Origin of the sequence: Sphingopyxis yananensis (genome assembly GCF_020687785.1) — a bacterium.
Lineage (GTDB): Bacteria > Pseudomonadota > Alphaproteobacteria > Sphingomonadales > Sphingomonadaceae > Sphingopyxis > Sphingopyxis yananensis.
Window position 1 is genome coordinate 734,506 of record NZ_JAJEWI010000005.1, and the last position, 13,693, is coordinate 748,198.

Here is a 13,693-nt window from a genome sequence, read left to right on the forward strand (position 1 = left end):
ATGCGGGGGCGCGGCCAAAAGCAGAGGCCGCGCCCATCGCATGTGGTTCCTGACGATTAGCCAAGTTGTTCCATGATGGCGTCGGGGATTTCATAATTGCCCCAAACGGTTTGCACATCATCATCGTCGTCGAGCACGTCGATCAGCTTGAACAGCGTTTGCGCGGTGGCAACGTCTGTGATTTCGCTTTTGATCGTGGGTTTCCACGCCAGCTTGACGCCTTCGGCCTCACCCAGTTTGGCTTCGAGGGCCTTGGCGGTGGGGTGAAGATTTTCGACGCTGGTCCAGATTTCGTGGCCGTCTTCCGTCGATTCGACATCGTCTGCGCCCGCATCCAATGCTGCTTCGAAGACGCTGTCGGCATCGCCAGCCGAAGCGGGATAGGCGATCAAGCCCAGACGGTCGAAACCGTGGCTGACGCTGCCCGATGTACCCAAATTGCCACCATTTTTCGAGAAAGCGGTGCGAATATTGGTGGCGGTGCGGTTGCGATTGTCGGTCAAAGCCTCGACGATGATCGAGGTGCCGCCAGGGCCATAGCCTTCGTAGCGGATTTCTTCGTAATTTTCACCGTCATTGCCCGAAGCCTTGTCAATGGCGCGTTGAATCACGTCCTTTGGTACCGACTGCGCTTTGGCGGCGTTAATCGCGGCGCGCAGGCGGGCGTTGGCATCTGGGTCAGGCAAGCCCATTTTCGCGGCCACCGTGACTTCACGGCTGAGCTTCGAGAACAAGGCGCTGCGCTTTTTATCTTGCGCGCCCTTGCGGTGCATGATGTTTTTAAATTTGCTATGGCCTGCCATTGCCACCTCCATGCTTGCGCTGAAATTGAGGCGCGGCCCTAGCCTGACTTGGCAAATCGCACAAGCCGCACGTCACAGCTTTACGGCGGTGCCCGTGGCGACGACCATCAGCATCGATCCGCCTTGGCCCAATGTTTCATAGTCCAAATCCACGCCGATGACCGCATTTGCGCCCAGACGCTGGGCTTCGGCTTCCATTTCTTGGATGGCTTCTTGGCGGGCGCGGGCCAAGACTTTTTCATATTTGCCCGAACGGCCACCGACAATGTCGGTGATGCTGGCGAAAATGTCGCGAAAGATGTTCGCGCCGACGATGACTTCGCCGGTCACAAGGCCCAAATATTGCTGAACGGGTTGGCCTTCGATGCTGTTGGTGGTGGTGCTGAACATTTGGCGTTGCTCCGGTTGATATGCGCCAAATGGGGATATGCGGCGCAGTTTGTCGCCGCATATCGTGCCCATCCTTTAGGCGTTAATCAATGCCGAGCGCATTTTTATAGATGTCCAAGATGGCTTCCATTTCCTTGCGGTCATGGGGCGGCAATTTGCGCAGGCGGACGATCTGGCGCATGATTTTGGGGTCATAGCCTTGGCTTTTCGATTCCAGATAGACGTCACGAATATCGTCCGAAATGCCCTTCTTTTCTTCTTCCAAACGCTCGATACGTTCGATGAAAAGGCGCAGTTGGTCGTCAGATACGGGGGCGTCGCTCATGATGGTCTCCGATTATGAATTGGGATGGCGAGGGAATCGCCTTGGCTCTTCACCTAGCGGGGGGACGGGCTTTTCGCCATGCTTTCTTGGGGAAAAGCGCGCGGGGAACAGATAGAAAGCATGAAAGCAGCGGGAAGGCTTGCATAGCTATGGCGGATGGTTGCATTTGACACAATCTGACGCCATTCCTGCGTGGGTCAGCCGAATATAAAAACAAGCGGAAAGATCGACAGTGCCCCAGAAATTCACCCCTCGCCAACGCCATATCCGTATTTTGACGACCATTGGTCCGGCGAGTGCTAGCCCCGATATGATTGCTGCTTTGCATCAGGCGGGGGCTGATGCCTTTCGGGTGAATATGAGCCATGGCGACCATGAGGGCCATGCGAAGGTCATTGCCGCTATTCGCGAATTGGAACGCAAAACGGGTCGACCCACGACGATTTTGGTGGATCTGCAAGGGCCGAAATTGCGGGTCGGTGCCTTTCGCGAAGGCTGGGCGGAATTGGTGACGGGCGCGGCCTTTGTGTTGGACCGTGATGTCACGGCAGGCGACGCGGAGCGGGTCTATTTGCCGCACCCCGAATTATTTGCGGCGCTGACGCCGGGGGCGCGATTGTTGGTGGATGACGGCAAATTGGTGCTGCGCGTGCAGGCCGTGACGCCGACCCAGATTGCGACGATTGTGGAGGTCGGCGGGCGGATTAGCGACCGCAAGGGCGTGAATGTGCCCGATGTCGTCGTGCCATTGGCGGCATTGACGGAAAAGGATTTGCGCGATCTGTCCTTTGCGTTGGAGCAGGATGTGGATTGGATTGCTTTGTCCTTTGTGCAGCGGCCCGAGGATGTGGCCGAGGCGCGGCGGATTATTGGTGGCAAGGCGTCTTTGCTGGTAAAATTTGAAAAACCATCGGCGGTGCTGCGGATGGATGAGATTTTGGAACTGGCGGATGCCGCGATGGTGGCGCGCGGGGATTTGGGTGTGGAAATGCCGCCCGAAGCCGTGCCGCCGCTGCAAAAACGGATTGTCGCCACCGCCCGCCGCATGGGCAAGCCGGTGGTGGTGGCGACGCAGATGCTGGAGTCGATGATTGTGTCGCCGTCGCCGACCCGCGCTGAAGTGTCGGACGTGGCGACCGCCATTTATGATGGGGCCGATGCGATCATGCTATCGGCCGAAACCGCCGCTGGGGCGTGGCCGGTGCAGGCCGTCGCGATGATGGATAAAATTGCACGCTCGGTTGAGGCGGACCCTGAATATTTCCGCCGTTTGCATTTCACCCAAACCTTGCCAGACGCGACGACCGCCGATGCCATGTCCGAAGCGGCCAACAGCATTACCAAAACCATTGCGGCGGATGCGATTATTTGTTTCACAGCGTCAGGGTCGACGGCGCGGCGCATATCGCGGGAACGCCCCGGAGCGCCCATGTTGATGTTGACGCCGAATTTGGATGTGGCGCGCCGCATGGGCATTTTATGGGGCTCGCACGCGGTGCAAACCAAAGATATCATCAGTTTTGAAGGAATGATTGCCAAGGGCAAGCGTATGGCGCTGCGCCACAATGTAGCAGGTGCTGGGGCGAAACTGGTGATGATGGCGGGTGTGCCATTTGGCACACCTGGGTCGACCAATGTCCTGCATGTGGCGACGCTGACGGGTCAAGAATTGAGCGGATATGATGCCGATGGGGGCTGAAGGGCAATTCCCTGTGAAATTGATAGCGAATCTAAGGGCTAATGTTATATATTGACACAAATGGCAGTAAAATGTTGCGACGTGGGATGATTCCTCAGTTGAAGCCATGATAGGCTGTTTATAGTTTCATGAAAAACGGCGGAGTCGTTTTGCAAATGGTTTGTGTAGCGGAGGTGCGGTTCGCGTGACGGCGACATTTCGTTTTCCTCGTTTCTTTGTGACCAGTCCGGCGCCGTGCCCCTATTTAAAGGGGCGGACGGAGCGGAAGGTGTTCACCGAGTTGGTGGGGCAAAATGCAGTGGAATTAAATGATGCGCTGGGCCGGATCGGCTTTCGGCGTAGCCAGTCTGTTGCCTATCGCCCGAGTTGCATGGACTGCACGGCTTGTGTGTCGGTGCGTGTCTGTGCTGCCGAATATGAGCCCAGCCAATCGCAAAAACGCACATTGCGCCGGAATAGCGATTTGGTGGTGACGGCTTGCCGCCCTTGGGCGACCGAAGAGCAATTTGCCTTGCTGCGATCCTATATCCAATTGCGTCACCCCGAGGGGGGTATGGCCGAAATGGATGAGCAGGATTTTGCCGACATGGTCGAACAATCGCCGGTCGACAGCCTGATGATGGAATATCGCGAACCGACCGAAGATGGGTCGCGCGGACGCTTGGTGGGTTGCTGTTTGACCGACCGTCAGGGTGACGGTTTGTCGATGATTTACAGCTTTTTTGATGCGCATCATCCAACCCGTGTGGGCTTGGGGACGTTCATTATCACCGAGCATATTCAGCACGCCGCCCGCGAATCCATTCCCTATGTTTATCTGGGTTATTGGATCGAAGGGGCGGAGCGTATGTCCTATAAGACGCGGTTTCGCCCGCTGGAAAAATTAGGCCCGCAAGGCTGGGTGCGGTTTGAAGAGGTCATATCGCAGGCGCAGGGCGAACTAGCCTTTTAATTTTACGGGTAGGGGCCTTCTAGCCTTGCGCGGCCAGAAGCGCCGAAGTCGACCGCAATTAGGCCCAGATAGGGAGTGAAAAGCGGCACCGCATGTGCGGAGCCTCCTTGACCAATTTGCGCAAAAAGAGGCATAGCAGGGCGTGAGGGTCAAAACGACTGGGTCGCACCAGAGTTTGATCGCCGTTTGGGGACGGTGATCGGGGGGAATGCTGCTGTGCGCGCATGCAATGATTTACGACCGATGAAGTTGTTTCTGCTGCCATATATTGGCGGACGGGATGCGGTGTTCGTCACACAAAATAGGCATGATGGCCCAGATGTACAGCGTGTGGGGGCAGCGTGACAGATTTGCTGAAATTGGCCATTATTGGTTCTGGCCCCGCCGGATTGAGCGCCGCATCGCGGGCGGCCATGCTGGGCATGAGCCATATTTTGTTGGAAAAAACGGACCATCTGTCCGACACGATTTTTAAATATCAAAAGGGCAAGCGCGTTTTGGCGACGCCAGAGCGGCTGGATTTGCGGTCGGATTGCCGATTTGCCGAGGGTGCGCGCGAAGTTATTTTGGCCAATTGGGACGAAGACGCCGCGCAGTGCGGGGTGAATGTCGCCTATCAGGCCGATGTGACGGGGGTTAGCGGGCAAAAGGGTGATTTTACCCTGACCACCGCCGATGGCCGCCAATTTCGCGCCGAACATATTGTGTTGGCGATTGGCACACAGGGCAACCCCAATCGCTTGCGCTGCGAGGGATATGATCTGCCGCATATCATCTATCAGGTGGACGATCCCGAAGATTTTAAAGACAAGCATATTACGGTGGTCGGATCGGGCGATGCGGGCATTGAAAATGCGCTGGGCGTGGCCGAAGAGGCGCTGGAAAATCATGTTACCATATTGAACCGCAGCCGCGATTTTGCGCGGGCGAAGGCCAAAAATGTGTCCGATATGATGGATGCTGCTGATAATGGTTTGATGCGCGTTCGCACGGAAACCCAGCCTAAAAAGGTCGAGGCTGGCTGGTTGACGCTGGACACACCCGATGGCGAAGAGCGTATCCCGTGCGACGTGATCGTCGCGCGGTTGGGGTCGGTCGCGCCGCGCGCCTTTGTGGAATCGATGGGCATTGAATTTACGGGGCCGGACCGCGAGGCATTCCCGAAATTATCCCCAACCTTTGAAACCAGTGTTGGCGGCATTTTCGTGATTGGGGCGCTGGCGGGTTATCCGCTCATCAAACATTGTATGAACCAAGGCTATGACGTGGCCGAGTTTATAAATGGCAATGATGCGCTGACCCCCGCCGATGAAAAGGATTTGGCCGCGATTTTTGCGGACCTGCCACAGAAAAAATCGGTCAGCGCGTGGTTGGAATATTTCCGGCAGCGGATCAGTATTTTCCACGATGTATCGCCGTTGCAGATGCGCGAATTTATGTTGGACAGCCGCGCGGCCTTTTATGCCAAGGGTGAGGTGGTGTTTGAAAAGGGTGATCCCGGATCATCTTTGTTCGCCATTGCCGATGGCTTTGCCGAAGTGGAGGTGGCGCCCAATGTGCGTATTCCCATTGAGCAAGGGTCGATTTTCGGCGAAGTCGGCCTGATTTCGGGGCGCAAGCGCGGGGCAACCATTGTGGCCGGCGTGGATGCCATTTTTGTGGAGGTGACGCGCACGGCGGCGCTGAAATTAATGGCGGCGGTGCCGGGGGCCAAGCGGGCGATCAACCGGATATCGCTGGAGCGGCAATTGCTGCAAATCTTTAAGGGCGGCTTGACCGTTCAAGATTTGAGCGAGGTTGTGGAACAAGCCGAGGTCATGCGTTTTCCGGCGGGGAAAGTGGTAGTGGCCGAAGGCGATACGGGCGATGACATATATGTCATTCGGTCGGGGTCGATGGTGGTCGAAAAGGATATTGGCGGAAAGCCGATCTTTTTACGCTATTTGCCCGCGGGCAGCTATTTTGGCGAAATGTCGGTGCTGAGCGGTGCGCCGCGTAACGCCACGGTGAAAGCGGCGGTCGGGTCCGAGGTGATCAAGCTGACCGGTGAGACATTCCGTAAAATGCTGGATGCACGGCCCAATGTGCGCGCTGAAACCGAAGCCGCCATGGCCGAACGGGCCAGCATGAACGCCTTTATTGAAAGCCGCAAAGCCAGCTATAGCAGCGCGGTGGACCTGTATAGCGACACCGCCAGCTTCATTATGAAAGAGGGGCTGGGCGAGGCGACGGACGCCTTGTTGATTGACGAAAATCTGTGCGTTGGTTGTGACAATTGCGAAAAAGCCTGTGCGGACAGCCATGAGGGCTTGTCGCGATTGGACCGCGAAGCTGGCAAAAGCTTTGCTCATTTGCATGTGCCGACCAGTTGCCGCCACTGTGAACATCCGCATTGTATGGCCGATTGCCCGCCCAATGTGATTCACCGTGGGCCGGACGGCGAAGTGTTTATGGAGGATGGCTGTATTGGTTGCGGCAATTGTATGCGCAATTGCCCCTATGGCGTCATTCGGATGGAGGCGACGCCGCCGAAAAAGCCCAGCCTGTTCCAATGGCTGTTATTCGGCTTTGGCCCCGGACCGGGGGAGCCGTCACCCAGTTGGACGAAAAAGCAATTGGGCGATGAAAAGCCCAAAAAAATCGCGGTGAAATGCGACATGTGCAAGGGCATATCGGGCGGGCCAGCCTGTGTGCGGGCGTGCCCGACAGGGGCCGCCATTCGCGTATCACCCGAAGAATTTTTGTCCATTGCCCGTTTGGATGGGGGGCAGGGATAATGGCCAGCCTTTTTTCCCGCCGCCGCAACAAAGCGGCGCAGAACAGCCGTGTGCGCGAGCAAAAGCATGAAGGCTTTATGCGCTATGCGGGTTTTCGCTGGGCGAAAATTTCGGGCGGGCTGACCTTGCTGGTCATGGCGTCTTATGCGCTGATTGATGTCAGTCCGCGTCACAATGGCGGCAGCTGGTATGGCTATACGCTGGGGACCATGGGCGCGTTGCTGATTTTGTGGCTGACGATGCTGGGCGTGCGAAAACGCCGCCGCAGCGATGATCATTGGTCGTTAAAGGCATGGACATCAGCCCATGTGTATTTGGGATTGTCGCTGGCGGTGATTGGAACATGGCACAGCGGATTTCAACTGGGTTGGAATGTCCACACGCTGGCATGGGCGCTGATGATGCTGGTCATAGTGTCGGGCATGTATGGCATCGCGGTTTACGCGCTGTTGCCGCGCAGCCTGTCCGCCAACCGCGAAGAAATGACCCAGATGCAAATGCTGGAGGCGCTGCGCGCCTTTGACCGGCAATTGCATGGCACGGCGCAAGGCTTGGCCCCTGCCGACGCCGCACCGGTGTTGGCGGCGCTGAGTGAAAACCCGTTTGCGGGCGGCATGGCGGCGCGCTTGTCGGGCCGTTATCCACGCTGTGCGACGGCGGAAGCGTTGGCGCAATTGGGGCAGCGCCGCGGGACCAGCGAAGATGTGGAGAAAGTCGTGGGGTTGCTGGGCCAGAAACAAGCCGCATTAGGGCGGCTACGGCGACATTTGCGGCTGCGGGCGCTGCTGGAAATATGGTTATATGTGCATGTGCCGCTGACCTTTGCTTTGATTGCGGCGCTGTCGGCGCATGTCATCAGCGTGTTCTTTTACTGGTAAGCGGGGAGGGCATATGAGCTTCATACTTCGCCGCATTGCCACCACGCGCAGCGGCAAACAGATTATTCGCGATAGCGTCCTGGACGGCGACCAGATTTTGCTGGGCCGCGATAGCGCCAATGCCCTTCACATCACGGATTTGGCGGTGAACCCGCATCACGCCACGATCAGCAGCCATGATGGCCGCATGGTGCGCGTGGTGGCGCAAGAGGGGTTGGGATTCGACCTGAATGGCCGCACATTGGACGTGGCGGATATTGACAGCATGGGCGGTGCGGAGCTGCGTTTTGGTAGCCACCGCCTGACCATCAGCCAAGAAGATCAGCAGATCATCTTGTTGGTCGAGCGCATTGACGAATTGTCCGAGGCATCGCGCCATATTGACGAAGCGCGGGCCTTTTCTTTGGCGGGTTTGCTGCCTGGCAAGCGGATCAGCGCATGGCTGTTTGCGGCGCTGATGCTGGTCGCCTTTTTGGCGGGGCCAATTTGGGCGTGGCAAACATTTCGCGGCGTGGATGAACGGCCAGAGGGCTTTCATGCCGACAAGACATGGAGCAGTGGGCCTTTGTCCAGCGCCCATGCCAGTTTGAAAAATGACTGCCAAAGCTGTCACGTCGATGCCTTTGTTGCGGTGACGGACAAGGCTTGTGTGAGCTGCCATACCGGCGAACATAAGGCGATGAGCAAGGCCCATGCAAACGCCAGCAGCGCGATGTTGCTGGCGGCGCGGCGCGAAGGCAGTTTGGGGGACCAGTTTTTGGCCCGCATCGCCCAAAGCTTTAACCGCCCGCAAGGCCGCTGTGTGGATTGCCACACCGAACATGAAGGCGCGGGAGCGATGCCCGCCACACCGCAGAAATTTTGTGCCGATTGCCATGATGGCATGGCCGGACGGTTGAGCCGCGCGGGGCACCCGACCACATTGGCGGACGCCGCCGATTTCGGCACCGACCACCCCGAATTCCGGCCCTTGGCGCGCACTGCCATGGGCGCGAAGCCGGAGCGTTTGGTGTTGAGCGACCAAAGCATCGACATCAATGGATTGAAATTCCCGCATGATGTCCATCTGGATGGGAATGGCGGCGTGGCCCGCATGGCCGCCAGTTTTCGCGGCCAATATGATTTCGGCAAAAAGCTGGAATGCCGCAATTGCCACACGCCAGAAGCGGGGGGCGTGGGATTGCAGCCCGTGAATATGCAGCGCGATTGTGCGATGTGCCACAGCCTGACCTTTGAAACGGTGGGCGGGGTGAAGCGCACGCTGCGCCATGGGAAGCCGGATCAGGTAGCGGCCGATTTGACCGCTTATTACCGGTCCACCGCGCCGTCGGCGGGCTTGCAATTGGGCGGCATTGAACGACGCAGGCCCGGTCAATATGCCGAGGGGCAGATTTACAACATCTATTTCCGCGAAAGCCAAATGCGCCCCAGCCGCGCCGAAGATGCGGTGCGGGCGGTCTTTTCGCTCGGCGGGGCCTGTTATGACTGCCACACCATCTATGCGCCCACCGCTGGCAAAGGATGGCGTGTGGAGCCTGTGACGCAGACAGCACGCTTTATGGAAAAAGGCTGGTTCGACCATGGCACGCACAAGGAAACCGCTTGTGCGGATTGCCATGTGAGCGCGTCGAAGTCCGCAAAAAGTCAGGATTTGCTGTTGCCGAGCGTTGCGCAATGCCGGACCTGCCATGTTGGCGAAACAGGGGCGTCACTGAAAAAAGTGAAGGTGGAAACCAAATCTTCATGCGCGATGTGCCATGAATATCACCAAGATGGGGGGAGGCCGTGGCAGCCAGCGGACGACCGGAAAAAAGCCAATTATCGGGACAGAGAAAATATGCGGCGGAATGTCGATGTGAGCGCCGTCACAAAGTCAGGACAGGAAGCCGTATATATTAGCGCCGTGCCAATCGCGCCGAAAATGCTTTATCGTGTAACGTGGCGGGAGATCGGTCAGCCGGACAACCGCATGGGTGCAAGTTAGACGATGGGATGAAGCGCGTGAATTGAGCGGAAAGAAATTGGGGGCCGCATATGTTGATCGCACAGATAACAGACGTGCATATCGGGTTTGACCCAAATAATGTGGATGAGTTTAATCAACAGCGATTGGTGGCGGTGTTGGCGGCCTTGGCCGAAGGACCGAACCAGCCGGATTTGCTGTTGTTGACCGGCGATTTGGCCGATCATGGCGATCAAGACAGTTATTTACGATTAAAAGCGGCCTTGGGCGATTGCCCCTATCCATGGTTTCCGCTGGTTGGAAACCATGATGTGCGGGACAATTTCCATGCAATTTTCCCTGATTATGATGATGGCCATGGTTTTGTGCAATATGTGCAGGACTTAGGCGATGTGCGTTTGGTGATGGTCGATACGCTGGAGGAGGGCCGCCATGGTGGGGCCTTTTGTGATCAGCGCGCTGCGTGGCTGGATAGACGGTTGGGCGAGGCACCGGATAAGCCAACCTATATTGTCATGCACCATCCGCCCGTGGAATGCGGCATTGAGTGGATGAACACGGACCCAGAGGAACCGTGGGTTCAGCTTTTTTCGGCGGTTCTGGAACGGCATGATCAGGTGCGCGGACTGATTTGCGGGCATTTGCACCGCAGCGTAACGGCATCATGGCGTGGACGCACCGTGGCCATTTGTTCATCCAGCGCGCCGCAAGTGACCGCCGATTTTACACCGCTGGATAGCGAGCGGCCCGACCATCGCGCCATGATTCAGGCCGAAGAGCCGGCTTATGCTTTGCACCGCTGGAACGGGCGGGAATTGATCAGCTTCTATATGAGCGCGGGCCAACATCCGGTGTTGGCGCGATATGATGAACGAATGCAGCCGCTTGTGCAGCATTTGGAGGCGGAGCGGCCCGTTTCACCGGACATCTGATATGTTGAAGAGCGCTTGATGGATCAAGCGGCACAAAAAACGCGGGCGCTGTCATAGCGGCCCGCGTTTTTTATTTTGACCACGGAACGCCGCGCCTGAAAATAATATCAGGAGCGGTCATATTGGGTGGGAAAATCCATCAATAGATCCGCGTGGCCGTGTCGTTGGACAGCGGGCGGGCCGGTGCAGGGCGCGGTTGCGATGCAGCGGCACCATTTTGGCCGCGATTGCCATCAGCGCCAGAGCCCGCTGAATTGCCAGAAGATGCGCCAGCGCTGCCACCACCAGACCCAGCACCACGGCGGCCCGTTTGTTCTTCGATCCATTTTTGGTCCAGAACAATGGGCTCGTCGGTGGGATAGGTTTCCACCTCGACATTAGGTTCGGCGGGCAGTTCCAGCGGCATGCCATTTTCGTCGACCAAACCATCTTGGCCTGGTTCGCCGAAATATCCGTCGCCTTCTTCTTCGAGTTGCCATTCGGGCAGGACAACCTCTGTCTCAAATTGTTCGACAGGGCGTTTGGCGACCGCGACGCGCATATAGTCGCTGAACGCCTTGGCGGGGGCGCGGCCACCTTGCAGCCCGCCGACGGCCTTGGCATCGTCGCGGCCCATCCACACGCCGGTGGTGATGCCGCTGGAAAAGCCCAAGAACCAGCCGTCTTTGTTGCTGCTGGTGGTGCCCGTCTTGCCCGCCACGGGGCGGCCAATTTGCGCCGCGCGGCCGGTGCCGGTGTTGACGGCCGTTTGCATCAGATCGGTGATGCCAGCGGCAACCCATTGGTCCACCAAGACACGGCCACGGTCGGGTTCGTGTTGATAGAGGATTTCGCCGTCGCTGTTGGTCACTTTGGTGATGCCATAAGGCGTTACCGACACGCCCTTGCGCGCAATGGCGGCAAAGGCGGCGGTGAGGTCGATGCCCCGCACTTCGGATGTACCCAGCACCATCGAGGGTTGGGTGTTAATGGGCGTGGTGATGCCAAAGCGGCGAGCCATATTGGCCACCGCGCTATAGCCCACTTCGTCGCCCAATTTGGCGGCCACGGTGTTGAGCGAATAAGCAAAGGCGGTGCGAAGCGTGACATCGCCGGAGAAGCGGCCAGAGGAGTTGCGCGGCGACCAGCCATTGATGGTCACGGGGCCGTCGTTGACGATATCTTCCACCTTATACCCCGCTTCGAGCGCGGCCATATAGACGAAGACTTTCCAAGCCGAACCGGGTTGGCGCAAGGCCTGTGTGGCGCGGTTATAATTGCTGGTGACATAGTCGCGGCCACCGACCATCGCCAGCACCGCGCCGTCGCGGTCCAGCGACACCAGTGCGCCTTGCACATTGGCGGGCGTGTTGGCCTGTATCGATGCGGTCGCGGTGCGTTGCAGCGACAGGTCAAGCGTGGTGTAAACGTCGATGGCGCTGCTGCCTTCGTCGATCAGCATATCCAGTTGTGGCAGCACCCAGTCGGTGAAATAGCGGGCGCTATTTTGGCCCGCTTCCTTGACGGGTTGCAGGTCGGCGGGTTTGGCGGCGTCGGCCTGTGCGCGGCTGATGACGCCCGCATCGACCATGACATCCAGCACCACCTTGGCGCGCGACAGGGCCGCGCCCGCGTCGGCGGTGGGGGAATAATGGGACGGGGCCTTGACCAGACCAGCGACTACGGCGGCTTCGCCCAAGGTCATATCTGTGGCGCTATGGCCAAAGAATAAGCGGGATGCCGCATCGACGCCATAGCTGCCGCCGCCAAAATAGACTTTGTTGAGATAAAGTTCGAGAATCTCGTCTTTGCTGAACTTCCACTCTAGCGCCATAGCAAGGATGACTTCGCGCGCTTTGCGGGTGAAGGTATAGCTGTTGGACAAGAAGATATTGCGGGCCAATTGCTGGGTGATAGTGGATGCACCCTGCATACGGCGGCCCGTGCCGCGATGCTGGACCGCCACAATCGCGGCGCGCGCCATACCAACGGGGTCGACGCCCGGGTGGATGCGGAAACGGCGATCCTCGACCGCGACCATGGCGTCTTGCATGACCTGCGGTGTTTCGCGCAGCGGCAGCCAACGGCCATAGTTGGGGCCAAGGGTGAAATAGACGGTGCCGTCACTGGCGCGCACACGAATAGTCTGGCCAGCGGGCGAATTTTTCAATTCTTCGAAACTGGGCATACGGCTGGCGGCGATGCCAACCGCGGTCGCCACCGCGATCAAGCCAATGATCGCCAAGCCTAGACCCCATTGAGACAACCGCTTTAGCCAATGCCGCCAGCGCGGTTTGGCGGGTGATGATTTGCGGCCGCCGCCGCCGGATTTGCCATTGCTGCCGCCACCATTGCCGGAAGAAGAGGGTTTCGAGGGTGATCGTTCATGGCTCAAGCCAAAGATCCTTCATTCCAATGGGGCGGCGATATGGCCGTCATAATTCAGTTGCTTGGCGCGGGTTCTTGGCCGCGTCCATCTGCCTCAGTCTTCGGTGCCGCGATCGGCGAAGTCAAGCGCCGCGCTGTTGATGCAATAGCGCAGGCCCGTTGGCCCCGGACCGTCGGGGAAGACATGGCCCAAATGGCCGTCGCAGCGCGCACAGCGCACCTCGGTGCGGGTCATGCCGTGGCTGTGGTCGGTGAGTTCTTGCACCGCGCCTTCGTCGGCGGGGGCGGTGTAGCTAGGCCAGCCGGAACCGCTGTCATATTTGGTCCGGCTGTCGAACAAGGTCTGGCCGCAGCCCGCGCAGCAATAGGTGCCATCGCCCTTGTGGTCGGTATAGCGGCCCGTAAAGGCGCGTTCGGTTCCGCCTTCGCGCAGCACATGATGGGCCAGCGGGTCGAGGGGGCGGTTGGTGTCGGCGTTGCTCATGATTCAGCCTTCCTGTGCTTGCATTGGCCCATTGGGCCGATGGGCCGCGATGGCGGGGTTGGTGGTTCTGCTGCCCAATATTGGGCGAGAGGGGCGGCGTGACAAGTCGCAATCATGGTGGTG

At 58.3% G+C, this 13,693-nt stretch carries 11 protein-coding genes; 6 read left to right on the forward strand and 5 right to left on the reverse strand.

Translation table 11 applies throughout. From position 1 onward, the window contains the following. Window positions 1-56: 56 nt before the first annotated feature. The 3 genes from LKO31_RS05995 to LKO31_RS06005 all read right to left on the reverse strand — a co-directional run bounded on the left by LKO31_RS05995 (window position 57) and on the right by LKO31_RS06005 (window position 1,518). Complete coding sequence (locus LKO31_RS05995) at window positions 57-803, reverse strand: YebC/PmpR family DNA-binding transcriptional regulator (RefSeq protein WP_227689247.1); 747 nt, start codon at window positions 801-803, stop codon at window positions 57-59. Window positions 804-875: 72 nt separating this feature from the next. Next, the gene (locus LKO31_RS06000; protein WP_227689248.1) at window positions 876-1,193 is read right to left on the reverse strand and encodes a YbjQ family protein; all 318 of its coding nucleotides are present in this window, start codon (window positions 1,191-1,193) and stop codon (window positions 876-878) included. An 82-nt stretch (window positions 1,194-1,275) separates the two neighbouring features. Then, entirely contained in the window at window positions 1,276-1,518 is a 243-nt protein-coding gene (locus tag LKO31_RS06005) for a DUF2312 domain-containing protein (protein WP_227689249.1), read from the reverse strand. 232 nt (window positions 1,519-1,750) lie between these two features. Here LKO31_RS06005 and pyk point away from each other — a divergent pair, with 232 nt between their 5' ends. The 6 genes from pyk to LKO31_RS06035 all read left to right on the forward strand — a co-directional run bounded on the left by pyk (window position 1,751) and on the right by LKO31_RS06035 (window position 10,719). Then, window positions 1,751-3,217: a pyruvate kinase gene (gene pyk / locus LKO31_RS06010; protein WP_227689252.1), complete on the forward strand. Its 1,467-nt coding sequence runs from the start codon at window positions 1,751-1,753 to the stop codon at window positions 3,215-3,217. 184 nt (window positions 3,218-3,401) lie between these two features. Continuing rightward, on the forward strand, window positions 3,402-4,169 hold the full coding sequence (locus LKO31_RS06015; RefSeq protein ID WP_227689253.1) for an arginyltransferase: 768 nt from the start codon (window positions 3,402-3,404) through the stop codon (window positions 4,167-4,169). 341 nt (window positions 4,170-4,510) lie between these two features. After that, window positions 4,511-6,946 (forward strand): cyclic nucleotide-binding domain-containing protein, encoded by a 2,436-nt coding sequence (locus LKO31_RS06020; RefSeq protein ID WP_227689254.1) that lies wholly within the window; start codon window positions 4,511-4,513, stop codon window positions 6,944-6,946. Continuing rightward, window positions 6,946-7,824 carry a hypothetical protein gene (locus LKO31_RS06025; RefSeq protein WP_227689256.1) on the forward strand — a complete coding sequence of 293 codons (879 nt, stop codon included), beginning with the start codon at window positions 6,946-6,948 and terminating at the stop codon, window positions 7,822-7,824. Before LKO31_RS06020 ends, LKO31_RS06025 begins: the two co-directional genes overlap by 1 nt. Before the next feature lie 13 nt (window positions 7,825-7,837). After that, window positions 7,838-9,808 (forward strand): cytochrome c3 family protein, encoded by a 1,971-nt coding sequence (locus LKO31_RS06030; RefSeq protein WP_227689261.1) that lies wholly within the window; start codon window positions 7,838-7,840, stop codon window positions 9,806-9,808. A 50-nt stretch (window positions 9,809-9,858) separates the two neighbouring features. After that, the gene (locus tag LKO31_RS06035; RefSeq protein WP_227689263.1) at window positions 9,859-10,719 is read left to right on the forward strand and encodes a phosphodiesterase; all 861 of its coding nucleotides are present in this window, start codon (window positions 9,859-9,861) and stop codon (window positions 10,717-10,719) included. A 139-nt stretch (window positions 10,720-10,858) separates the two neighbouring features. Here LKO31_RS06035 and LKO31_RS06040 read toward each other — a convergent pair whose 3' ends face one another. Next, window positions 10,859-12,886 carry a transglycosylase domain-containing protein gene (locus LKO31_RS06040; RefSeq protein WP_227689603.1) on the reverse strand — a complete coding sequence of 676 codons (2,028 nt, stop codon included), beginning with the start codon at window positions 12,884-12,886 and terminating at the stop codon, window positions 10,859-10,861. Window positions 12,887-13,180: 294 nt separating this feature from the next. Beyond that, the gene (gene msrB / locus LKO31_RS06045; protein WP_227689264.1) at window positions 13,181-13,570 is read right to left on the reverse strand and encodes a peptide-methionine (R)-S-oxide reductase MsrB; all 390 of its coding nucleotides are present in this window, start codon (window positions 13,568-13,570) and stop codon (window positions 13,181-13,183) included. Window positions 13,571-13,693 lie beyond the last annotated feature (123 nt).